The following is a 24,890-nucleotide window of genomic DNA, read 5'->3' as shown; positions in this document are numbered from 1 at the left end:
GGAGGTACGATCATTTGAATCATTGGACAAGGAAGAAATTATTCATAAGAACGCAAAGTATAGTTATGACGCTTGTATTGTTCTTGTTAGGCATGGCGCTGGCTGCATCTGTCACATCGGCAGAGCAGGTAAAGGTGACAAAGGATATCTCCATCAGCATGAACGGAGAGGAAGTAGAGCTGGCCGATCCGCTATTGCTCAAGGAGAAGCGGCTGTTCGTGCCGGTAGCGAGCGTAGCGGAACTGTTCGGTGCTAAGGTAAAGTGGGATGGCGACAATCAGGAAGTGACCGTTAAGACGACGCTGGGAGATATCATAGTATTCGGCGTAGATATTCCGGTTGTATACTTCAACGAGGGCCGGTATATGCTGGAGGAGCTCCCGTTACTGGAATCGGGCCGCATGTACATGCCGCTGCGCCAGGCGGCGGAATTGATGCATGCGACCGTGAAGTGGGATGAGGAATTACGGGTAGCGGAGCTGGCAGCGGTGCCGCTCGCCGTTATATCCGAAGAGTATGGCTTTGCCGACGCAGTGAAGGAGCATGGCTCCAGCGAGCAGGAACTGCTTCATCGCAACGGATTGGAGAGTGCGGACAGCATAGAGGCAGGAGCGAAGCTTCGTGTCGTTGTGCCTTCCGTACTGGACCATGAAGCGAAGCCGTTCACCGAGGAAGAATTCACATTGCTGGCGAAGCTGACGCAGGTGGAATCCGGCTACGAATCGTATGAAGGGCAGCTGGGCGTGGCCAACGTCATCCTTAATCGGGTGAAGGATTCAAGATTCCCGGGGACGATTCGCGACGTCATCTATTCCGGACGGCAGTTCCCGCCGGCTCATAACGGCCTGCTGGATAAGAGCAAGCCGAACAAGAGCGTGCTTCGGGCGGTTAAGGATGCGCTGAATGGCAAGAACAACGTAGAGGGTGCGATCTACTTCTACAATCCGAAAGTATCCAAGGGCAAGTTCTGGTCCAGTCTCGACGATATTGTTACAATCGGGAATCATCGGTTTGCGAAATAACGCATGGAAGTCGATTATCACGCTCATGAAGCGGATAATCGGCTTTCTTTTTTTCTACGAATTACTGGACTTGAATCCGTTTCGGAAACGGATATATAATTAAACCATTGAATATTTCACTAGTAAAGTAATTTTGAGGGGGCGGCTGGAAACCATGCTGAGGTTATTTCGTTATGCCAGGCAATACCGCGCTTTAATAGTGCTGGTAATGGTACTGATTCTGATGCAGTCGCTTGCGGAACTCTACCTTCCTACCTTGATGGCGGATATCGTCAACATTGGCGTCGTGGAAGGGGAGACCGGCTATATTTGGAAAATGGGCGGGTTAATGCTGGCGGTTACGGTGGTGGGGGCGATTGTGTCCGTGCTGGCAAGTCTTTACGCATCGAAAATATCGTCGGGGTTCGGACGCGATGTGCGAAGCCGGGTATTCTCCCATGTGGAGGAGTTCTCGCTTCATGAATTCGACAAGATCGGGACGGCTTCCCTGATTACGCGAACGACCAATGACATCAATCAGGTGCAGCAGGTACTGATGATGATGCTGCGTCTTATGGTGATGGCTCCGATGATGTGTATCGGCGGCATTATTATGGCGCTGTACAAGGATGCCGAGCTTACGCTGGTGCTGCTGGTTGCGCTGCCGGTGCTGGCGCTGTCGGTCTGGCTTATTGTGCGCAAGGGGATGCCTTATTTCAAGGCAATCCAGAAGAAGCTGGACCGGCTGAATCTTGTATTGCGCGAAGGGCTGACCGGGATTCGGGTTATCCGTTCCTTCAACCGGACGGAGCATGAGAAAGACCGTTTCGTCGATGCCAACCGCGATTTGATGGATACGGCGGTGAAGGTCAATCAGATCATGGCGCTGATGATGCCGTTGATGATGCTGATCATGAACCTGTCGACGATTGCCATCGTCTGGTTTGGCGGTTTGCGTATCGATAACGGCGCGATGCAAGTTGGCGATTTGATGGCTTTTATCCAATATGCGATGCAAATTATGTTTTCGCTGTTGATGTTTTCGATGATGTTTGTGATGGTGCCGCGTGCGTCGGCATCGGCGACAAGGATTAACGAGGTGCTGGATCTTCAGGCAACGGTGAAGGATTCGAAGGCTGCCGCTGTAGGCGCGAAGCCTGCCGTGCGCGGCGTCGTGGAATTCGCGGACGTATCGTTCAGCTATCCGGGCGCCGAGAAGCCGGCGCTGGAGGGGATTTCGTTCACGGCGAACCCCGGCGACGTGACGGCGATTATCGGCGGCACCGGCTCGGGCAAGTCGACGCTGATCAATCTGGTTCCGCGCTTCTTCGATGCGGCGGAAGGGGCTGTTCGGTTAGACGGCAAGGATGTGCGGAACTGGACGCAGGAGGAACTGCGGCAGAACATTGCTTTGGTGCCGCAGAAGGCGGTGTTGTTCTCCGGCACTGTAGCGGACAATATCCGTTACGGCAAAGAAGATGCCACCGACGAGGAGATTCGGCAAGCCGCAGAGACCGCACAGGCGCTTGGTTTCGTGACGGAGATGGCGGAGGGATTTGACTCCATGCTGGCACAAGGCGGAGTGAACGTGTCCGGCGGGCAGAAGCAACGTCTCTCGATCGCCCGGGCGCTGATCCGGCGTCCCAAGGTTTATTTGTTCGACGACAGCTTCTCGGCGCTGGACTATAAGACGGATGCCAAGCTGCGAGCGGCGCTTAAGCCGGAAACGGCCGATGCAACGGTCATCATTGTTGCGCAGCGCGTAAGCACTGTTATGGACGCCGACCGGATTATTGTGCTGGATGAAGGGCAGATTGCGGGTATCGGCAATCATCGCGAATTGATGGAGAGCTGCGCCGTATATCGCGAGATCGTCGCTTCTCAGCTGTCGGAGGAGGAGATAGCATGAGTGCAAGCAGAGACGGCCGGCAAAATGCAGGCGGAGCAAGGGGCGGCCCAGGCGGTGGTCCGCGGATGGGCTTTGGACCTGGACCCGGCATGGCGGGCATGCCCGGTCAGAAGGCCAAAAATTTCAAAGCGTCGCTCAAGCGGTTGATGGGTTATTTGCGCCCGTTCAGGATGAAGCTGATGCTTGTGGTGCTGGCAGCGATATTGAGCACTGTCTTCTCCATCCTCAGTCCAAAAATATTGGGCAAGGCAACCGACAAGCTGTTCGAAGGCATGATGGCCAAAATCCATGGAATCCCGGATGCTTCAGTCGATTTCCAAGGCATTGCGTTTATACTGGCGCTGCTGTGCGGGTTGTATGTCGTCAGCGCGATATTCGGCTTCTTCCAGCAATACCTGATGGCCGGAGTGGCGCAGAAGGTGGTGTACCGGCTGCGGAATGAAGTGAACGAGAAGCTGGGCAGGCTGCCGCTCAAGTTCTATGATTCGCGCTCGCACGGGGATATATTAAGCCGCGTTGTCAACGATGTGGACAATATAAGCAATACGTTGCAGCAAAGCTTGACTCAGCTTATTACATCAATTGTTACGATTGTCGGTGTTATCATCATGATGCTGACGATCAGTCCGCTGCTGACGCTTATTCTGGTGCTGACGCTGCCGCTAAGCTTTGTTGTTATCGGAATGATCGCGAAGCGGTCGCAGCTTTATTTCAAGAGCCAGCAGGCGGAGCTTGGCGAACTGAACGGCCATGTCGAAGAAATGTACACGGGCCATACGATCGTAAAAGCATTCGGGCGCGAGCGCAAGTCGATTGAGCGATTCGATGAAATTAACGGCAAGCTGTACAACTCCAGCTGGAAAGCGCAGTTTATCTCCGGCATCATCATGCCGATGATGAATCTGATCGGCAATATCGGCTATGTGCTGATCTGTGTAGTCGGCGGCGTGCTGGTGACGCAGCAGCGAATCAGCGTTGGCGATATCCAGGCGTTTATCCAATATGCGCGGCAGTTCACGATGCCGATTACGCAGACGGCGAACATTGCCAATATTATTCAGTCGACAATCGCTTCCGCCGAGCGGGTATTCGAACTGCTTGACGAGGAAGAGGAAAGTCCGGAGCCGGCTGCACCAGTTGTGCTGACAGCGCCTCGGGGAGATGTTGCGTTCCGCGATGTCCAGTTTGGCTATAGCGCGGATGCTCCGCTGATCGACAATATGAACATTAACGTCGGCAGCGGCCAGACGGTAGCAATCGTTGGACCCACCGGCGCGGGCAAAACAACCCTGGTCAACCTGCTGATGCGCTTCTACGAAGTGAACGGCGGCGCGATTACGGTTGATGGCCGCAATATCCGGGAGATGGAGCGCGGGCAATTGCGCAGCCTGTTCGGCATGGTGCTGCAGGATACGTGGTTGTTCAACGGCACTATCCGCGACAACATCGCTTACGGACGTGCGGGCGCGACGGAGTCTGAAGTGGTGGACGCGGCGGTTGCTGCGCATGCGGATCATTTCATTCGTACCTTGCCGGAAGGTTATGATACGGTACTAAATGAAGAGGCTTCCAACATTTCGCAAGGCCAGAAGCAGTTGCTGACGATAGCACGGGCGATCCTGGCCGACCCGGCGATTCTTATTCTGGACGAGGCGACAAGCAGCGTTGACACACGCACCGAGTTGCAAATCCAGGAAGCGATGCAACGGCTGATGGCGGGCCGCACCAGCTTCGTTATTGCGCACCGTCTGTCGACGATCCGCGACGCCGACCTGATCCTGGTCATGGACAAAGGTTCAGTGATTGAGCAGGGGACGCATGAGGAGCTGCTGGCCAAGGGCGGCTTCTACGCCGATCTGTACAATAGCCAGTTCACCGCCAACACAATGACGGCTGGATAAACAGTCGCGTTGCTGTCTGGCTCCGGCGTTTCATAGCCGAATTCCGCTTGGAGCATAATAGCCAGAGCCGGAATTCGGCTTTTCTCGCGCACGGACGAATAAACATTGCCCGTTCCTTTGCGGGCGGTGGTTTGCAAACTACATAAATGAAAGAACCAGGTGCCGCATGATCTGCGGTGCCTGGTTCTTCTGATCGTGATCCTGATGTCTATCTCCGCGTATTAGAGCAAAAGTGGGCTCAAATGAAATGATAGTTGATTTTGCCGTCGTAGTTTTTTTGTCGGCTGCTAATCGCTCTTTTTCGCCCAGGTGCAAGAATCGCGGGCAATAAGCTCACCATAGACGGACAGCTTCGCCGGCGCTCCGCCAAATTCGATCTGGCGAATAAGGAAATCTACGGCTTCGAAGCCAAGCTGTTCCCGCTGAACCTGAATGGTTGTGAGCGCTGGCGCAATAAGGGTAGAGGAGGCGATATCGTCGAAGCCAGCAATCGAAATATCCTCAGGCACTGTAAGTCCTCTGGACTGCAGAATCTGAATCATGCTGATGGCTATGACGTCATTGGCACAGAACCAGGCGGTAGGCATGGAGCGAAGCCCGTCAATGTAAGCGGTAAGCTCGTCCTTGCTGCCCAGAAGCACCTCCAGGGGCGAAGATTGAAGCAAGCAATACTGTTCTTGAATGTCCAAGCCGGCGTCCTTCATGGCATGGCAATAACCGCTCCATCTGTCCTTGAAGCTTCGGGTCATCTCAATGGAGCCGATAAAGCCGATATCGCGGTGGCCGTAATCAATGAGATGTCTCACCATCTTGTAAGCTTCCTCCTCATTCGCCGTAACGACCGCATTCAGCTGAAGTGTCTCGTAACAATGATCCACCGTGACAAGCGGCAGTCCGGTCTCCAGCAGTCTCCGCACGTAGTCAAGACGGAAGACGCCTACAATGATGATACCGTGGAACGGCATCTCGTCATACAGCTCCGGCAATGTCCGCCTTTCCTCCATCTCAGGTGTTACACCGCAAATCATGGCGTTATAGCCATTCTCCTTCGTTCGCTGTTCAATCGCCCAGAATAACTCGTAATAAAAAATGCGGTCATTTTTAATATAAGAGGGGATAAGAATCAACAGATTATTTCTAACCTGTTTATTTTTTTTCGTGAAACGGTAATTTAGCCGGTTGGCGGCTTCCAGCACCTTGGCCCGCAGCTCTTCGCTGACTCCGGGTTTATTGTTAATGGCGAGCGAAACGGCATTTTTGGAAATGCAGAGATGGTCGGCAAGGTCCTGCATGGATGTTTTCCCGGGTTTTCCTTTCATAATGGAAACAATCCTTTCATGAATGCTGTACGATAAATCGTACAAAGTTGACTAAAATGCCATCAAATCCGCCACTTTTGTACGAAAAATCGTACAAAGTTGGCGGATCGGGCGTGTGTCCCCAGGGAGTTGTACGAAAAATCGTACAAAGTTGACTAAAATGCCATCAAATCCGCCACTTTTGAACGAAAAATCGTACAAAGTTGGCGGATCGAGCGAATGTGGCCAGGGAGTTGTACGAAAAATCGTACAAACTCGGCGGTTGCTTTTATTCTAAGAAATGTCATGCCAATAATCAATGTATTTATTACTTTACAAAAATGGTTTGTCAAGTTAAAAACAATTGATTTTGATAATTGACGGGGTTATCGTTTATTACAGGAAGGACACCACAAGCGGAAATGACTTCGCATGTGAATTTATAAAGCTATTGGAGTGACAAAATGCGTAAAGTGAGCTTGACAAATTCAAAATGGCAAGTAAAAGGCTTTTGGCCATGGGTACCTTTGAAGGTGTCGAGCATGGAGATTGGCAGCGAATTGCTTGGCGTAACGGAATGGCTGCCGGCCACAGTGCCCGGGGGAGTGCATGATGATCTATACCGCTCAGGTTGGATCGAGCATCCGTGGTTCGAGCAGAATAGCTTGGCTTGCGAATGGGTGGAAAACAGATGGTGGGTATATCGGACAACGATTGATGAGATCCATCTTGGGGAGAATGAGTCGGCGGAGCTGGTATTCGAAGGTATCGATTATGAAGCTCTGATTTATGTGAATGACCAACTGCTTGGAGAGCACAAAGGCATGTTTCATGAAGCCGTGTTCGATATATCCGGGCGATGCCGAAGCGAAGGTCCGCTGGTTCTGTCAGTTATTGTCAAGCATGCGCCGGATGAGATGGCCCAGATCGGCCGGACATCCGAGACGCATACGCAGAAAAGCAGGTTCAATTACAAATGGGATTTCTCCACGCGACTGGTCAATATCGGAATATGGGGGGATGTGTATATAAGGATAGCCGATAGCTGCACACTGGAGGATACTCATGTCATCGCCGAGCCTACTCTGGATACCGCTCAAGGCATCGTACGCGTATCCGCAGCGATAAGGAATGCGGCAATCAAGGAAGAGGAGACCAAAGCAAGATATGAGCGTCTGTCGCTGCATGTTCAAGTTTTTGATCCGGAAGGCAATGAATGCGCTTGCAATCATGTGGACGTCAGCGCTGCGGGTCACACGGAACTGGAGCTGGAGGTTGCGAAGCCCGAACTATGGTTCCCGAACGGTTACGGGGAGCAGCCGCTCTATGAGGTGACCGTTCAGATAAGGGATGGCGAGCGCTGCCTGGATAAGCAATCGCTGCTGACCGGATTCCGTACACTGCGATACGAGCGCAATGAAGGCAGTCCGCAGGAAGCGTTGCCTTACACCTTCGTTGTCAATGGCGTCAAGGTCTACATTCAGGGCGTGAATCTGACGCCGCTTGATCATCTGTACGGCAATGTGCTTCCGGAGCAGTATGCCTATATGGTGGAGATGATGAAGCGCGGCGGCGTGAATATGGTGCGTGTGTGGGGCGGCGGTCTTATCGAGAAGGAAGAGTTCTATGATCTGTGCGACCGCAACGGAATTATGATCTGGCAAGAGTTCATTCAGTCCAGCTCCGGGGTGGACAATATGCCCTCTAAGCAGCCGGAATATCTGCGCTTGTTGAAGCTGTCGGCTGTGTCGGCACTGAAGAGAAAGCGTTCCCATGTGTCGCTAACCGTGTGGAGCGGAGGCAACGAGCTGATGGAGGCGCCTAACAAGCCCTGCACGTATGAAGATGAGAACATAGCGATGTTGAAGGAATTGGTAGAGCGATACGATTCGCAGAGATTGTTCCTCCCGACTTCGGCGTCCGGCCCGGTAGAGTTCATTACGAGAGAAAAAGGGGTTAGCCACGATGTACACGGATTCTGGAAGTATCAAGGAAATCCTGATCATTACTCCCTGTACGGAGATGCCGACCACCTCTTCCATAGCGAGTTCGGAGTAGATGGATTAAGCTCTGCGAAGAGTATCCGCAAATTCGTCGGAGCGGACAACCAGAGTCCGGCTTCGATGAAGGATAATCTGGTATGGCGCCATCACGGAGAATGGTGGGATACGCTGGAGAGGGATGAAGCGCTGTTCGGATCGATGAAGACGCTGGAATCGTTCAGCGATGCCAGCCAATGGATGCAGGCGGAGGGGCTGCGCTTCATATTGGAAGCGAATCGGAGAAGGCAATTCCGGAACAGCGGAAGCATGATCTGGCAATTGAACGAGCCATACCCCAATATATCTTGCACGAGCTTGATCGATTATTACGGCGAAGCGAAGATGGCTTATTACTGGATGCGCCAAGCGTTCCTCCCCGCAGCGGCATCGCTGGATTACCGCAAGCTGGATTACGGGATCGGGGAAGTGCTGGATGCGCCGGTATTCGTGGTCGGCAGAGGAGGTACGCAGACTGCTGTTCTCGCAGAAGCTTACGGCTCGGACGGGCAATTGAGGTGGTCGAAGACGTTCCATTCCGGCCTGGATGAGGAGGGAAGAAGCCGGCTCGCAGGACGATTGCACCTGCCGATTACGGAAGAGCTTCGAGGCTTGTTCATGATACGGCTGACATTGTCGCAGTCGGGGAACGGCCACGCATCGGACGGCTCGCAGGCCGATTACTTCTTCTCCGCCGGAAGAGACGGCGAAGAGCCTGTCTATGCCGGGGCTGTCAGCCTCAGGGGCGCCGTATTGCAAGTGTCAGGCGTCGGCCGGTGGGAGCCGGAAGAGCCTGCGGAATTAGTCATCAACGCCAGTGGCACAGCGACCCTCGGACTGTCTTCCCTGCGCAGGAGCTACATCGTCGAGAATACTGGTCAAGCACTGGCGCTGCATGTCCGTTGCGAGGAGACGACGAATGGTTACTGGCTGGCGGCAAGCGAGCAATTCTTCACCTTGCTGCCTGGCGAGAGGAAGGAAGTGGAGGTATCGTGCTTCCGCAAGAAGTGTGGCGGATTGCTAGCCGAAGATAAGTCGGCTGCGTCGCTTCCTCCGGACCTGATCTTTCGTTGCTTTGGCCAAGACACTGACGGATATGAAGAGCGAGAGAGACATTCCATTAACGAGAAAGAGGGGGCGAAAGTTCATGTATAATGCAGCTTTGCGGCATGTGGCAGAACGTACGGCCCGCAATGTAGAGTTATTTCGGGATCAATTCCCGCATATCGGAGAGAACGGCTCGTACAGGCTATTTCCGAATACGACATGGACGAACGGATTTTGGACAGGGCTTCTCTGGCTCTGCCATAAGTATACCGGAGACCGGCTCTTCGCCGAGCAGGCGCAGCGCTTGCTGCCAAGCTTCGAGGAGCGTCTGGCGGCCGGGACGAACATTGACCATGACGTCGGATTCCTGTTCATTCTGTCGGCGAAGGCGCAGTGGCTGGAACAGGGGAATGAAGGAGCCAGAGCACTGGCTCTTCGTGCGGCGGATGCGCTGGCGGACCGCTGGCGTCCCGAGGGAGGCTACATTCAGGCTTGGGGCGATAAGCAAGATGCAGTTAACGGCGGCCGGATTATTATGGACTGCTTGCTGAATTTGCCTCTGCTCTACTGGGCCGCCGAGGAGACGGGAGATACCCGGTATTCCGCCATAGCGGAGAAGCATGCGGAGAAGTCGCGCCGCTTCCTGAATCGGGGAGATGATTCCTCTTACCATACATTTCTATTCGATCCCGCTACAGGCTATCCCATAGGAGGCACAACCCATCAAGGACTGCACAACGGCTCGACCTGGTCGCGCGGGCAATCCTGGGGCGTCTACGGCTTCGCCTTGTCTTACCGTTATACGAAGCAAGCGCCGTTCCTGGACACGGCGATTCGTATGGCCAAGTACTTCATCGGGCAATTGCCGGAGGACGGCGTCGCCTACTGGGATTTCTCCGCCGATCATGGATCGGAAGTGCCAAGGGACAGCTCTGCTACGGCTATCTGTCTATGCGGTCTGCTTGAGATTATGGAGCATCTCGACGAACAGTCCGAGGACTATCGCTTGCTGTCGGATGCCGCTGCCAGAATGATGGGGGCGCTCGTACGCATATCCACCATGCACGAACCGGAAGCGCAAGGGCTTCTGAAGCACGGCGCTTACCATGTGGGCGCCAATAATGTGCCTGACGGATATCTCATATTTGGAGACTACTATTATGCGGAAGCGCTTATGAGGTTCGGCCGTATGTCCGGAAGTTATTGGTAATCCGATACGTACCGGCATTATTTATACACATATAGAAGGGGAGGCTGTTATCGAATGAAGAAGAAAACAGGATTTATCATGCTCATCGCTCTCTTGCTGGCGGCTATCGTTGCAGGATGTTCTTCACAGTCGAACGGGAACAAGCAAGGCGGTCATACGGAGGGGAACAAGGAGCAAGGACAGGAAGCCAATCAGACCAAGCCGGGCAGTGAAGTCGAGATCGAATTCGTTCACTATCAAACCGGCCAGCAAGACGCTATCGAAGAACTGCTGCAACGGTATTATGAAGAGACCGGCGTTCGCGTTACACAGACGCTGATCGATGCCAAGACCAATCAGCAGTATCTGATTACGAGAGCGCAGGAAGGGAAGTTCCCTGATATCTACGGCGGATCGCTGGGCGGCGAGGTACTGGCCAATCTGGTGATGGCGGATCTTGTAGAGGATCTGACTCCGGAATGGGAAGAGTGGGGCTACGACGTACTGGGCGAGAATAAAAGCTTCAAAGGATATTTGGCGCCAGACAACGAGTGGGGAGCCGCGTCGGGAAAATATTCGATCCCGTATGTCGTTGCCACTTCGGGTTACTTCTACAACATGAGCATGCTGAATGAGGTCGGCTTCCAGCAGCCCCCGGCGACCTGGAACGAGTTCCTGGAGCTTAACGAGAAGCTGAAGCAGGGGGGCATCTCGCCCGTCGCTTACGATCTGGGGGATAATTGGGGCACGCTGAACCAGGTTATATTCCCGCTGGCCACGAACATATTCGGAGGCGAGGAAGCGGTCATCGAAGCGGTGCTTGGCGATAACGGAATGAGCGATCCGCGCTGGATAGAAGTGTTCGGCACAATCGACGGTCTGCGCGAGCAGGGCTATCTTGCCGAGGGAACGGTCGTCTTGACTATGCCGGATGTGGAGAAGAAGTTCGTGAACGGGGAAGTGGCGGTGATATCGAACGGCTCCTGGTTCGTGCCCATGCTGAAGCAGGATGCGCCGGATCTCGATTGGGCTGTAGCTGCTCCGCCCAAAGTGATGGATAGCGAAGAGGTCAATATCGATGGGGGCGTATCCATCAGCCTGAGCGTTGCGAAGTCAAGCGAGTTCAAGGAGGAGAGCAAAGCGTTCATCCGGTGGTTCACGGACGATGCGCAGCAGATCCATCTGGCTGAGAAGTCGGGCGTGCTCCCGGCCAACAGTCAGGCTATGGACAAGGCCAGCCTGGATGAGAACGTGAAGATCCTTGCCGGACTTGGTGAGAATCTGACGAAGCGGCGCATGCATGAGATTGTGACCGAGGCCAAAATTTATGAAGAGTTCTGGAAGGGTGTCCAGATGCTGGTGGAAGGCAAGACGACGCCGGAAGGGCTTCAGCAATCGTTGATGGAGAGCTTGGCCAATAAGAAGTAAGCCTGCTGTTGCTTCGCGCGAGGAAAGGGGAATAACATGAAAGCTGCGTCTCGCTGGAAGGACTATCTCACGAGTTACTTGTTCGTCATTCCCGGTCTGATCTTGTTCGCTATGTTCTATGTGTATCCGTTCTATCAGAGCTACCGGCTCAGCTTCTTCAAGTGGAGCGGCTATACGCCGATGGCCAAGGCAAGCTTCGCCGGGCTGGACAATTATCGGAGGGCGCTGGAGGATACGGTATTCTGGGACTCCGTGCTCCGCGTTCTGAAGACTTCTACGGGCATCATCTTGCTTGAAGTGCCGATAGCGCTGCTATTGGCACTGCTCGTGAGCCGATTGGCAAGAGGAGGCCTGTACCGGACAATCTTCTTTATCCCGACCATTCTGTCGCCGATTATTGTCGGTCTGATCTGGAAGTGGATGTACGAGCCTAAGTTCGGGATTATTAATCAATTGCTTGAGACGATCGGACTGTCGTCATGGACGCATGCTTGGCTGGCTGAGAGCGAGACGGCTATGGGCGCTGTCGCCGCCACGTTCATCTGGGAGACCTTCGGTACGTACTTCCTGCTGTTCCTTGTCGGCCTGACCGGCATCGACCGGCAGTTGTACGAGGCCGCAAGCATGGAAGGGGCAAGCGGCATGCAGTCGTTCCGCTATGTGACGCTTCCTCTGCTCATTCCGACGATGATCCTCGTATCCATCTTGCTTGTGCTGGGATCGATGCAAATATTCGGCCAGGTGGTCATTATGACGAACGGCGGCCCGGGTTATGCGACAGAAGTTCCGGCGATGCGGATACTGAAGGAAGCGTTCGATAACGTCAATATGAGCTACTCTACTACGTTATCGGTTTTGTTCGGCTTTATGCTGGTGGTGGTATCTTTCATCCAGTTGTTCATTTCAAGAAGATACGGAGCCAAATTATATGATTAACAGTAAACGATTGCAGATGACCGTCACACATGCTTTTTTGATTGTGGTATCGATTAGCTGTCTCTATCCGTTTTTCTGGATCATTGCGAATACGTTCAAGCCCAATGCGGAAATTTTGAAAAATGAAAATTTGCTCGCAACGCTGATTCCGAACGAGCCGTCGCTAGCCAATTATGCGGATGTGCTGTTCAAATACGATTTCCATATTTACGTAACGAACAGCTTTATCTACACTGTTACTTCCGTTACGATCGGCATCGCGCTTGGCGTCTTAATCTCATACGTCGTGTCCTTCTATCGATTTCCGTTCAAGAACGTCATCTATATCGCGATCATCATTACGATGATGGTGCCCATGCCGGGCATCTTCATACCGAAGTATATCGTGATATCGGAGCTCGGGCTGTTGAATAGCCGGCTGGGGCTTATCCTGCCCTTCGCCACGACATTAATACCGTTAACGATGTTCATTGTAAAAAACTTCATGGACTCTATCCCGAAAGAAATGATGGAAGCCGCGACGATAGACGGCTGCAACAAATGGAGCAAGCTGTGGCTGATCGTTGTCCCGCTGACTCGTCCCGCAATCGCGACGGTAGCGATCTTCCATGTGCGCGCGATCTGGAACGAGTGGCTGCTGCCATCCTTGACGATTACCGACAAGGAGCTTCATCCCATTCAATCGGGACTGATGAAATTTCAGGGAGAGCATTTCATCGATTACTCCTTGACCATGACGGGGCTTGTCGTCTCCATGCTGCCGCTGCTCATTATGTTCTTCTTGCTTCAGAAGCATATCATTAACGGCATATCCAGCGGGGCGTTAAAGGGATAGCAGGCTATTCGAAAGGAATTCGGGGAAAAGGAGTGGCGAAGATGCTTATTGCCGGATATGGCGACAGTATTACGGCGGGAGTGCATATGAATCGCGGGGAAGGGTATATCGAGCAGTTGGCCAGCCTGCTGGGCGGTACGTCGGTGAATGCCGGCGTGTCGGGGCAGACGACGGAGGACGCATGGCCGAGGCTGGAGAGGGATGTGCTGAGCCAGAAGCCGGATATATGCGTCGTACAATTCGGCATGAACGATCATGTGGCTGTCGCTCGCGGACAATCCAGAGTCGCATTGTCCCTGTTCCGTGACAATCTGATCCGAATCGTGACGGAGCTGAAGAAACGGCAAATACGTTCTCTGCTATGCACGATACATCCCATTATCGAAGGGAATGACGAAGCTTATTATTACGCACGCCATCCCCGCGAATGGTACGCCCCTTCGGGAGCGGGAAGCTGGATCGAACGCTATAGCGAGGCTATACGCCAAGCGGCGGCGGAGTGCGGATGTGCGCTGGCCGATGTGGAGCGGCATTGGATGGAGCAATTGGGAAGGGGCGTTCTACCGGGCGAGCTGCTTCGGACGAAGGAGAACAGCGGAGATGACGACGGAGTCCATCCGACTCCGCTCGGCCACCGGTTGTATGCGGAGTGCATGGCCAGCCAGTTGATCGATTGATGGCCATTATGATTAGCAGAAGGAGGATGACAGCGATGAATCGGAATGACCGGAGCGAAATCGCCATTATCGGCGGAGGAGTCGGCGGCTGCGCAGCGGCCATGGCGGCTTGCCGGGCAGGCAAGAGGGTCGTCATGACGGAGGAGACGGATTGGATAGGAGGGCAGCTGACGAGCCAGGCGGTACCGCCCGACGAGCATCCCTGGATTGAACAGTTCGGCTGTACGGGAAGCTATCGCCAATACCGCAATGCCGTAAGGGATTACTATCGGCGTTATATGCCTCTGACGCCGGAAGCGCATGCGAAGGAGCGGCTGAATCCCGGCAATGGCGTCGTCAGCCGCTTGTGCCATGAGCCGAGAACGGCGCTGGCAGTGCTGGAGCAGATGCTGGCGCCATATGTGCATACCGGCCAGTTGGTTATTATGACACACTATAAGCCTGTCGAAGCGGATGTGGATGGCGACCGCATCGTATCCGTTACGGTGGAGCATGTGTTGACGGGAAGCAGACATGTGCTGGAAGCGCCGTATATTCTGGATGCTACGGAATGCGGCGACTTGCTACCGCTGGCGGGCGTCGAATATGTGACCGGCATGGAGTCCCGGGCGCAGACGGGCGAACCGCATGCGCTGCCCGGAGAGCCGGACCCGATGGGCATGCAGGCTCTGACTCACACGTATGCGATTCAATATTTCGAGGGCGAGGACCATACGATTGAGAAGCCGGAACAATATGAGTTCTGGAGAGCTTATCGCAACGACGAATTTTGGACAGGGCCTCTCTTCAGTTGGATCGTCCCGCATTTCATCACGCTGGAGCCGGTTGTCTATCCGTTCTTCGACGAGCCGGGCGGATTGACTTCGCGATGGGCATACCGTCGTATTGTGGACAAGTCGAATTTCTTGCCGGGTACGTATCGGAGCGATATCGTATCGGTGAATTGGCCGCAGAATGATTACTGGCTCGGGTCCATCATCGATGTAAGCGAGGAGGAGAGGCGGAAGCATCTGCACAATGCGAAGCAACTGAGCTTATCGCTGCTGTATTGGATGCAGACGGAAGCGCCCCGTCCGGACGGAGGCCGCGGTTATCCCGGCATTCGTCTGTGCAAGGAGGCGCTAGGTACGGAGGACGGTCTTGCGAAGGCGCCTTATATTCGCGAATCCAGAAGAATTAAGGCGGAGTTCACCGTGCTGGAGCAGCATATCAGCGCTGAGATCAGAGGCGATCAAGGAGCGGAGCAGTTCGAAGACACGGTCGGAGTAGGCGCATACCGGATCGACCTGCATCCGCGACTGGGCGGCCGGGGTTATCTGGACATGTCGTCTTATCCCTTCCAGATTCCGCTCGGCAGCCTTATACCGGTGAGGATGAACAATCTGATTCCGGCTTGCAAAAATATAGGCGTGACGCATATTTCGAACGGCTGCTACCGCTTGCATCCCGTCGAATGGAACATCGGCGAAGCTGCGGGAGCCTTGGCGGCTTACTGCCTGGACCGCGAAGCGCAGCCGAGGGAGGTGCGCCATAACCGCGAATTGCTGAAGGGGCTGCAGGAGAGGCTGGAGCAGGACGGCGTAGAGCTGCATTGGCCAAGCATCAAGGCGCTATAACGGCTTTGGCAGGGGAATGCGTTCATAACAGGTCGGCAATGCCGGAGCTATGGACGCATCCTGCCCGCTGGTGCAATGGGAAAAGGGCCTCGATCTCGATAGAGGTTTTCCTTCTCCCACAAAATGTAAGCGCTTTACTTTAGTCCGCAATTTATTCTGGGAGGTTAATGATGTGAAAAAAGAACTTAGCTTATGGTTAAAGCTGTTAATCGCAATCCTGATTGTTCATACGATTGGAGCCGCCGCCGTACCGGGAGACGGAAGCAGGGCAAAAGCGGCAAGTCCGGGACCGGATGATGGAGGCCTTATTGCAGAAGACGAGATGAACAGCTTGTCTCTTGTTCATGCTTCGCAGGATGTGGCGGCAATAGACTCTTCCGTCAGTCCGCTGGTTAGCCCGACGGAGGTAGAAGGCGACCCCTTCTTATTCGCCGCGAACGGCGGCAATGCCGAGATTGTCTACAAGAAGGGAGATATCCGTTCCTTCGTGCTTGTGGCCTATCGCGATCCGCAATCGCAAGGCGAAGGCTTCAGCTTCTCGGTATCCAGCGATGGCGCGGCCTTCACTTCGATCGAACCGGCCGTAGTGAACGAAGGCGCGAGCGAAGGCTCGTGGGACAGGCTGGTCTACGAGTGGCATGGGGCGGCGGAAGCGAATTACCTCAAGCTTGCCTGGAACGGTGGAAGCGGTACGTCCGCTCTGTATGCCAGCAAGATCAGAATAGGCTACACAGGAGGCGTATGGACGGAGGATGCGGGATTCCGCCTGACTGCCACCTCCGACCTTCATCAGCCTGGCGGCTGGGAGACGAGATACGCGAAGCTGGGTGCAGGAGCTGCGCCTGACTTGACAGTCAGCATCGAGAGCGGAGGCGGCGCTCCAGGCTCCTATGTGAAACTGGCCGACCAATCGGCCGCTTCGGAAGGCATGGCGATGATCGGCCAGACGGTACGCCTGCCCGACTTCTTCAGCGGGCCGGAGGATTTCACCGTATCGCTGGATTACCGCTTGTTCGGCTCGGGAGCGAGTCAGTCCCATTCACTAAGGCTGGTTATTCTGCCTGTACCGGTCTGGAACCAGCTGTCGCAGACAGCGAACGCCGCCGGCACATACAACCCGTCAAGCGAGCTGTATGCTTATATGCTTTATGACGGGACGGGATCGGCGGATCATGTGAAGGAGTGGAGCCGCGTCACCACGGAAGGGCAAGACATAGCCGCAGCCCTGCAGGGGTATGCCGGCGACGATGTCGTCGTGGCGATCGCCATGGAAGCCGCATCGGGACATACGGATGAGGCGCACATCGACAATGTCGAGATCAATGCGGGAGAGATGACGTTGTCCCGGCCCCACTTCGTTGCGGTGAAGGCCATCCGAGACCGCCTGTTCGGGTACCGCTGGGCAAGCGATGTGCTGCAAGCTTACCGGGACCGATACGATATATGGCTGACGCGCGATATCGCCTTAATTCCCGATTCCAGCTACATCTGGGAGAATCGCTTCAACGATCCTGACTACAACGTTCCGCTCGTCTATGAATATATGTCCTATCAGGATATACTGGCGAGCGGCTACGATTACGACACGTATTACCAGATTGCCGAGTTCGAATCTCCGGGTCTGGACCCCGGCGATCCGTCCGACGATTACATCATCAGCTCGCAGAATACGGACCCCAATGTGATGGATCAGATTACTCGAGGCTGGTATGCGAAGTGGGTAACGGATCATACGAATGCGGCCAAATATTTGGCGTACCTCTATATTCTGACAGGCGAGTCGGCCTATGCCGAGAAAGCGGCGGAGATCGTGAACGAATTCGCGGCGAAGTATCCGCAATACGAGGAGCATGACGTGGTGGAGCCCGCGCGCGACTTCGCGACCAGGCTATTTTACTCCCCCTTGAATGAAGCCGCTTACTTCGTGACGCCGATGGTGTTCGCCGTGGACAGCTTGTACAATTCCGGCGAGTTCAACGAGGCTGACAAAGCGGCTATCCGCACCGACATGTTCTATCCCGCGACAGACGCCATCAAGTTCAGTCATCGCATGAACAATTTTCAAGTTATTCAGAATACGGCGCTGGGCTTGACCGGCTACCTCTATGACGACAGCGGCCTCATATCCGATGCGCTGCTTGGTTATGCCCCGTCGAAGCAGGACGGAACGGCGCTGGGCATGTTCGACGGTCTTCTGGAACTGGGCGTAGGGGAGGACGGCTTCTGGTTCGAGGGATCGCCGAGCTACCACAGCTTCGTGCTGAAGCATTACATTTACCTGGCGAATGCGGCTCTTCGGTTCGGCAGCGAGGATAGGCTTAATCTGTACGAAGGGAATGAGCGGTTCAAGTCCATGTTCGACGCGCTGCTTCGGCTGCCGTATCCGGACTTGACGCTGCAGGCGAACAACGACTCTGTATATAAGCCCAATCTGCTGACGCCGATGTATCTCTGGATGATGGAGACGGCTGACCGGGCCTACAGCGATATCGATTCCAGCTATCGGGAATATATGAATCAGGCTTACGGCATGGCTTCCGTATCCCGAAGCGACGCGGAGCTATACTCGCTGTTGTTCGGCTATGCGGCAATACCGGAGACAAGCGAGCCGTTCCTGCTATCCGATGCGAACATGACCGGGCTGGGAAGTCTGCTGACCCGCAATCACGTCGGCGGCGAGACGTACATGAGCACGCTGGACTACGGTCCGCATACCGGCGGTCACGATCATTATGACAAGCTGAATGTCACGACATACGGGAACGGAAGAGTATGGCTTGACGATCTGGGCATGAGTCCTTACGGCACGGTATCCGCGGAGCAATATTACCGGAAGTCCGCGGCGCATAATACGGTCGTCGTACCGGATAAGCTGCAAGCCGGCATGGGGGGCTCCTTCCTTGCGCAAGGTCATACCCGTTCCATGCACTTCAGCGCAGCTTCCGCCGACGGCATCTATCCCGACGTCCAGCAATACCGCCGTGCGGTCATTATGGTCGACGACTGGATGCTGGACGTATTCAAGCTTCGCACATATGACAGTGTCACATTCGACTGGTTCGCCCACGTTCCGGAAAGCTCGATGAATCTGAGCTTGCCTGTTACAGCAGCAAGCGGCATGCTGGGAAGCTCGGAAGGCTATCCATTCATTGAACTGCAAGCCGAAGCATTCACTTCCGGCAATTGGCATGCAGAGTTCACCGATGCTGTAGACAGTCAGAATCGATACCGGATTACGATGTTGAACGATGCGCCGATGCAAGTATATGAATCGCGCTCCTTCGGAAGGGCGAATATGCCGGGCGTGCAGACACCGGTATTGACGGCCCGCCAGACGGTCAATGGTGCAGGCGAGTTCGTCGCGCTCCATGAGTTCTCCCCTGGAGGCAGCCAAGGCATTGCGAGTGCCCAGGTTACGGAAGAGGGAGTAGAGGTGGCAATGTCGTCCGGCGAATCGTATCATCTGCAATACGATATAAGCCACGCTACAGAAGAGACAAGCTTCAAGCTGGTCAAGCAGGATAGCGGCGGAGCGGTGACAAGGATGGAGATCGCCAACGATAACCGCTTGTCTCTGGATGGCCGCATCTATGCGAGCAGCGACCAAGTGCTAAGCGGATTGTCGGTCGAATACGGCAGCGGCGGTACGGTCGACATTGCGAATACCGTTCAAGAAGACTCGAACGCACAGAAGACGCTGACCAGCTTTACCTTCTATTATGGCGCCGGTACATTGAACGAGGTAAGAGTGGATGGCGTTCCCGCAGGCTTCAGCCGGGATGGAGACTACGTGACGGTACAAGCGCCAATGGCGGCCAGACCGACATTAAGGAATCGGCAATTCACGCTGAACGCATCGGAGGATGCTTATGCGAAGGAGGTGGAGCCGGATCGGGTGCTGGGCCACTATACGACACTTGGCTTGAGAAATTCGGGCACCTCCAGTGCCAGCATGGCGGCGTATCTGAAATTCGATCTGGGCACGTATACCGGCAATCAGGTGAATGAAGCCAAGCTTCGCTTCTATGCCTATGACAATGCCGCCCCGTATAACCCGATAGAGCTCGCCGTATACGGCATAGCGGACAATGGCTGGTCGGAGGAATCTCTGACGTGGAACAATGCCCCTCTGCTCGGCAAAGACCAGTCCGGCAAGACGGTGGTAACGGACATGGGAGTGTCGTCATGGTATATCGACAAGGTCAGCTTGGCCGACGGCAATTACAGCTGGTTCGAGGTCGATGTGAGTGCATTCGTGCAGGAGCACGGGGGCGGCGGAGAGATAAGCTTTATCGTGCTGCCGGAAGATCAGGGATATAGCGACTGGATATTCATGACCAGCAAGGAGAGCGGAACCAGACCGCCTCAATTAATGCTGCGGGAGCACGAAGATCTGGCAGTGGTGGAGACCGGTTATATCCGGGGAGGTCAATATGAGCATCAGCAGATGGATGGCACTGTTCTGGCGGAAGTGATGGATGCGCCGATCGCTGATGACGACAGAATAACCTATATGAAATTCGACATGGGCAGTTATTCCGGCAGCGAATTGGGCAAGGGCATCCTGCAGTTCCGGGCGTCCGCTCCGGGAGCTGTCGGCAGCGTTGCCGTCTCTGTATACGGCATCACGGATGACAGCTGGACGGAATCATCGCTAACCTGGGCGGATTCGCCCAATCATGCCGAAGGGGATACAGGGATCACGGGAGTCGGGAATACGGCGATTCCGATTGCGACCCTGTACGTAGACAGTGAAGAACGCACATATGCGGTGGATGCGACGCGATTCCTTCAAGGCAGATTGTCTTCCTCCCATGCCTCCTTCCTGTTAACGGACTTGCAGGACGGCAATGTGCTGGTGAAGATTGACGGGCGTCTGGGACCGGAGCCTCCGGTATTGTCTATGTATGAGCCAGTCAAGGAGGAGGTGCAGGAAGCGGCCTTCATCTGGGGAGGAAGCTATGCGGACGGCAACTACGAATATTCCTCCCATCTTGTTGTCAAGAATGCCGCAGGAACCGGAGCAGACCGCAAATCATACATCAAGCTCGACTTGTCCGGCTTGAAGACCGAGCGGGTGAATCGGGCGCTGCTCAGGCTTTACGGCAAAAACAGCACTTCGCCGGCGGCAACTCCCGTTAGCGCATATGGCATACTCGACAATAACTGGTCGGCAGATGCGATTACATTCAACGCTGCGCCTAACCATGATCCCTTAAGCGGGAATGTGACAGGTATCGGCACAACGGCTTATTTGCTGGATACGGTCGAAGTAAACGGAACGGCCGGATATTACGAATGGGACATTAGCGATTTCCTGTACACGGCGTTAAAGAGGGGGGAGTCGGAGCTGAGCGTTGTGCTGGCTATTGAAGAGGAGTACGGAACAAGTTATATCGACTTCAACAGCCATCATGGCATCATTCCGCCGTTGCTCCTGTTGGAGCACTAATGGCGGCAATCTTGCGATAATTTTTGTCGAATGTGAAGGGGTCTTGTAATCATTAGTTGAAAGTGCCTGCTCTTTGCATTACCTTGTTCTTAGAAGAACACGGGATGCTGGAGCGGCACTTTTTTCTATGGTGGCGTTCACTAGGGCAACTCTCCACCAAGGAGTGATAGGATTGCTTGTACACTATGAAAACACATGATGTATACCAGCTCCTTCGTGCGAAGCGTCTATCTGCTAGGGGAGGATGGCATCAGTTGGGGAAGCGGCCAGCCCAATGCAGACACTTTTGAAATTTTTACGGTCGTGTATGAGCTTATTGCCGAAAATTAAACACTTCTGGAATCTTACGGTTGTGTATGAGCTTAATGCGACGAGAATCCTCTTACGGTTGTGCACGAGCTTAGTGTGACGAAAGTGGAGGGAATAAGGGGGGATAGCGAAGATAAGAGCAGCTGCAACCGTTAGCTCCCCAACAATAACCTGATATCCGCAAGGGCAAGGGTTAGGTAATCGACATACTCTATCGAGAATTTCCCTATTCTGTAATTTCCGTACTCGCATATGAAATAATCGGACTATCTATTGCGGGAATAGTAGCTATACAATGAAGGTGCAATCTACTATTTCCTGTCGAAGGGAGAGAGTTTATGTGAGAAGGGCCAGCTATCTGTTCGGTTTTGTCATGGCAGTCGTCATGCTCGCGATGGCGGGGGCCATACCGCCGCCGGCTCATGCATCCGCAACGGGCATTATCAAGCGGGTGTACACCGACAAGGCGAGGTACGCCCCCACCAGTACAGCCACGATTAAAGTGGAGCTGACCAACGATTCCGGTTCCACCTTCAGCGGCAATGTCAATCTGGCGATCCACCATCTCGAGACGCAACTCCACACCGACTCCACAGCAATCAGCCTTCCCAATGGCAACTCTACTACAGTGACCTTCACCTGGACGACACCAAGCACGGATTTCAAAGGATACTTCGTACATGTAACAGCCGGCTCCGCTACGGGAGCGACCGCCATAGACGTATCCAGCGATTGGACAAGATTTCCACGCTACGGCTATATGGCGGAGTTCCCCAATGAGTCTTCGACCGTAACGGATGCGCGGGTGCAGCGCACGATCGAGGACTATCACACGAATGCATTCCAGCTATACGACTGGATGTGGCGGCACGAGAACAATATCAAGCGGACGGGAGGTGTCATTGACAGCTCCTGGACGGACTGGAGCGGCAAGCATACGATGTACTGGGCGACGATCCAGAATATGATCTCCTCCATGCACAATTACAACGCTGCAGCTATGCCTTACACGATGAGCTATGCGGCGCTCAACCACTATGAGACGATCTCCGGCGTCAGTCCGGAATGGGCGATGTATGAGGACAGCGCGCACATGAATCCGCTGGGCTTCGACTTCGTTGACAACAACCCGGATACGTGGCTCTGGCTGTTCGATCCCGGCAGCGCCGGCTGGCAGAACCATATTTATGGACAATACCGGGATATGATCTCCACGGCGGGCTTCGACGGCATCCATCTGGATCAGATGGGCGAACGCCCGGACCCCTACGATTATTACGGCAATGTGATCGATCTGGACAACAGCTTCTCCGGCTTCATTAACAATCTGCGCGCCAATCTCGACAGCAATGGCATGTCCGACAAGGTCATCACGTTCAATAACGTGGACGGAGCGGCGGAAGGCTGGGCGTTCGATGATGTGACCAGTAATGCGGATTACGACTTCACGTACACCGAGATCTGGGGGCACGCCAACGATTATATCGAGCTGAAGGGGCTAATCGACAAGGCAAGGCGCAACAACGGGCAGAAGGCTGTCGTGCTGGCCGCTTACATGAATTATGAGGAAAATAGCGGCACGACCTACGAGGCGGAATCGGCGACGCTAAGCGGCGTATCGACGAACAACAATCACTCCGGCTATACCGGCAGCGGCTTCGTGGACGGCTTCGGCGATACGGGCGACTATGTGCAGTTCAGCATTACCGTTCCGGAGGAAGGTTGGTACGGGTTGGTATTCCGCTACGGCAACGATACCGGCACCAACAATACGCGCAGCCTGTATATAGACGGCAACTTCGTCAAGCAGATCGACAACTTCCTGGATCAGGACAGCTGGGGAACGTGGAAGTTCGATGCTTCGCATACGGTATGGCTGACAGCGGGCTCGCATACAGTGAAGCTCGCCAAGACTGCCAGCGATACGGGCTTCATCAATCTGGACAGCTTGACGCTGGGCACATTCGATGAAGACGCCGTCCGGCTGACCAGCGCGGCTATCGCCGCTTCCGGCGGATCGCGCATCGAGATGGGCGAGGGCGACCAGATGCTGGGCCATCCGTACTTCCCGAATCGGGCCAAGCAGATGCGAAGCGGCTTGAAGCAAGCGATGAAGAACCATTACAACTTTATAACGGCGTATGAGAATTTGTTGTACGACAAGGACGTCTTCAACACCGATTCCGGCAGCCAGTTCGTGGAGATCGCGGGTCAGCCGGTCGCGGGCAACGGAACGGCGGGCAATATCTGGCACTTCATGAAGCAGAGCGACGACTACAATATCGTTCATCTGATCAACTTGAAGAACAGCACGGACACGGATTGGCGTTATTCCGATGATACGCCGACGACGCTTACGAGCTTGGCGACGAAGGTGTATATCGGCGACAATGAGTCCGTATCGGACGTCTATCTGGCATCGCCGGACATCGCGCTGGGCGCGACGCAATCGCTCACCTATACGACTGGCACGGACAGCAAGGGCAAGTATGTCTCGTTCACGATTCCTTCGCTGCAATATTGGGACATGATCTACATGAAGCGGACATTCACAGCGCCGACGAACGATCTGTACGAAGCGGAGAATGCCAACAAGGTCAATGTAGGCGTGAACGACAATCACGCCGGCTACTCCGGCACCGGCTTCGTGGACAACTTCGCGGACAATGACGGGGTAACGTTCACGGTGAAGGCGGCGCAAGACGACGATCAAGTTCTTCAGTTCCGCTATGCGAACGGTGGATCGGATGCGACGAGAGACATATTCGTCGACGGCAATTATGCCGGCACGATCGGGTTCCCGTCTACCGGCAGCTGGAGCAACTGGTCGACCTCGGCGCTGACCGTCTCGCTGAAGAAGGGCATTCACACGGTTACGATATGGAAGAATGCGGCCAATACCGGGGCCATCAATCTGGACTATCTGGATTTGGACAAGACCTATGTCTGGCAGTTCGACCGGCAAATTACGTCGGTGCCGGCAGGCTACCGCATTACGTTCCGCACCGGGGCTTCCGGCTGGGTGCATCAGGGCGTGAACAACTGGACGAATGTGGTCGACGTCATGATGAGACCGAACGGATCGGGCGACGCGCTGCTAGATCACGAGACGTCGGTAGGACCGTTCACAACCGGTACGACGGTGGACTTCACGTTCCTGTGGGACGATAACGGGAACGGCATACTTGAGACGGGAACGGATCGCTGGGAAGGCACAGATTTTGAAATAACGGTCAGTTAACCGAAAGGGGTG

General features: G+C 54.4%; 13 protein-coding genes. 12 read left to right on the top strand and 1 reads right to left on the bottom strand.

What is annotated here, in order from left to right; genetic code table 11:
* Window positions 1-14 precede the first annotated feature (14 nt).
* From M6D81_RS21695 to M6D81_RS21685, 3 genes are all read left to right on the top strand, one after another.
* Complete coding sequence (locus M6D81_RS21695) at window positions 15-1,022, top strand: cell wall hydrolase (RefSeq protein ID WP_262679141.1); 1,008 nt, start codon at window positions 15-17, stop codon at window positions 1,020-1,022.
* Between the two features lie 154 nt (window positions 1,023-1,176).
* The gene (locus M6D81_RS21690) at window positions 1,177-2,910 is read left to right on the top strand and encodes an ABC transporter ATP-binding protein (RefSeq protein ID WP_262679140.1); all 1,734 of its coding nucleotides are present in this window, start codon (window positions 1,177-1,179) and stop codon (window positions 2,908-2,910) included.
* Entirely contained in the window at window positions 2,907-4,811 is a 1,905-nt protein-coding gene (locus M6D81_RS21685) for an ABC transporter ATP-binding protein (RefSeq protein ID WP_262679139.1), read from the top strand. Before M6D81_RS21690 ends, M6D81_RS21685 begins: the two co-directional genes overlap by 4 nt.
* A gap of 287 nt (window positions 4,812-5,098) precedes the next feature.
* Here M6D81_RS21685 and M6D81_RS21680 read toward each other — a convergent pair whose 3' ends face one another.
* Window positions 5,099-6,130, bottom strand: a complete 1,032-nt coding sequence (locus M6D81_RS21680; protein ID WP_262679138.1) for a LacI family DNA-binding transcriptional regulator — start codon at window positions 6,128-6,130, stop codon at window positions 5,099-5,101.
* 521 nt (window positions 6,131-6,651) lie between these two features.
* Here M6D81_RS21680 and M6D81_RS21675 point away from each other — a divergent pair.
* The 9 genes from M6D81_RS21675 to M6D81_RS21635 all read left to right on the top strand — a co-directional run bounded on the left by M6D81_RS21675 (window position 6,652) and on the right by M6D81_RS21635 (window position 24,878).
* On the top strand, window positions 6,652-9,303 hold the full coding sequence (locus M6D81_RS21675; RefSeq protein ID WP_262679136.1) for a glycoside hydrolase family 2 protein: 2,652 nt from the start codon (window positions 6,652-6,654) through the stop codon (window positions 9,301-9,303).
* Window positions 9,296-10,405: a glycoside hydrolase family 88 protein gene (locus M6D81_RS21670; protein WP_262679135.1), complete on the top strand. Its 1,110-nt coding sequence runs from the start codon at window positions 9,296-9,298 to the stop codon at window positions 10,403-10,405. Before M6D81_RS21675 ends, M6D81_RS21670 begins: the two co-directional genes overlap by 8 nt.
* 54 nt (window positions 10,406-10,459) lie before the next feature.
* Entirely contained in the window at window positions 10,460-11,812 is a 1,353-nt protein-coding gene (locus M6D81_RS21665; protein ID WP_262679133.1) for an ABC transporter substrate-binding protein, read from the top strand.
* Between the two features lie 36 nt (window positions 11,813-11,848).
* On the top strand, window positions 11,849-12,748 hold the full coding sequence (locus M6D81_RS21660) for a carbohydrate ABC transporter permease (protein ID WP_262679132.1): 900 nt from the start codon (window positions 11,849-11,851) through the stop codon (window positions 12,746-12,748).
* Window positions 12,741-13,583, top strand: a complete 843-nt coding sequence (locus M6D81_RS21655; RefSeq protein ID WP_262679131.1) for a carbohydrate ABC transporter permease — start codon at window positions 12,741-12,743, stop codon at window positions 13,581-13,583. Before M6D81_RS21660 ends, M6D81_RS21655 begins: the two co-directional genes overlap by 8 nt.
* A gap of 41 nt (window positions 13,584-13,624) precedes the next feature.
* On the top strand, window positions 13,625-14,260 hold the full coding sequence (locus M6D81_RS21650) for an SGNH/GDSL hydrolase family protein (protein ID WP_262679130.1): 636 nt from the start codon (window positions 13,625-13,627) through the stop codon (window positions 14,258-14,260).
* 35 nt (window positions 14,261-14,295) lie between these two features.
* On the top strand, window positions 14,296-15,876 hold the full coding sequence (locus M6D81_RS21645) for an FAD-dependent oxidoreductase (RefSeq protein ID WP_262679129.1): 1,581 nt from the start codon (window positions 14,296-14,298) through the stop codon (window positions 15,874-15,876).
* Between the two features lie 172 nt (window positions 15,877-16,048).
* On the top strand, window positions 16,049-21,328 hold the full coding sequence (locus M6D81_RS21640) for a CBM96 family carbohydrate-binding protein (RefSeq protein ID WP_262679128.1): 5,280 nt from the start codon (window positions 16,049-16,051) through the stop codon (window positions 21,326-21,328).
* 649 nt (window positions 21,329-21,977) lie between these two features.
* Window positions 21,978-24,878 carry a glycoside hydrolase family 66 protein gene (locus tag M6D81_RS21635; protein ID WP_262679127.1) on the top strand — a complete coding sequence of 967 codons (2,901 nt, stop codon included), beginning with the start codon at window positions 21,978-21,980 and terminating at the stop codon, window positions 24,876-24,878.
* Window positions 24,879-24,890 lie beyond the last annotated feature (12 nt).

Origin of the sequence: Paenibacillus sp. J5C2022, from assembly GCF_025567625.1 — a bacterium.
Lineage (GTDB): Bacteria > Bacillota > Bacilli > Paenibacillales > Paenibacillaceae > Pristimantibacillus.
The sequence above is the reverse complement of the archived record's forward strand: the minus strand, read 5'-3'. Positions and strand labels throughout refer to the sequence as shown.

Excerpts from the sequence above, each read along its gene's own strand:
- M6D81_RS21690 (WP_262679140.1), top strand. The coding sequence starts at position 1,177 with ATGCTGAGGTTATTTCGTTATGCCAGGCAATACCGCGCTTTAATAGTG.
- M6D81_RS21685 (WP_262679139.1), top strand. The coding sequence starts at position 2,907 with ATGAGTGCAAGCAGAGACGGCCGGCAAAATGCAGGCGGAGCAAGGGGC.
- M6D81_RS21680 (WP_262679138.1), bottom strand. The coding sequence starts at position 6,130 with ATGAAAGGAAAACCCGGGAAAACATCCATGCAGGACCTTGCCGACCAT.
- M6D81_RS21675 (WP_262679136.1), top strand. The coding sequence starts at position 6,652 with ATGGAGATTGGCAGCGAATTGCTTGGCGTAACGGAATGGCTGCCGGCC.
- M6D81_RS21670 (WP_262679135.1), top strand. The coding sequence starts at position 9,296 with ATGTATAATGCAGCTTTGCGGCATGTGGCAGAACGTACGGCCCGCAAT.
- M6D81_RS21665 (WP_262679133.1), top strand. The coding sequence starts at position 10,460 with ATGAAGAAGAAAACAGGATTTATCATGCTCATCGCTCTCTTGCTGGCG.
- M6D81_RS21660 (WP_262679132.1), top strand. The coding sequence starts at position 11,849 with ATGAAAGCTGCGTCTCGCTGGAAGGACTATCTCACGAGTTACTTGTTC.
- M6D81_RS21655 (WP_262679131.1), top strand. The coding sequence starts at position 12,741 with ATGATTAACAGTAAACGATTGCAGATGACCGTCACACATGCTTTTTTG.
- M6D81_RS21650 (WP_262679130.1), top strand. The coding sequence starts at position 13,625 with ATGCTTATTGCCGGATATGGCGACAGTATTACGGCGGGAGTGCATATG.
- M6D81_RS21645 (WP_262679129.1), top strand. The coding sequence starts at position 14,296 with ATGAATCGGAATGACCGGAGCGAAATCGCCATTATCGGCGGAGGAGTC.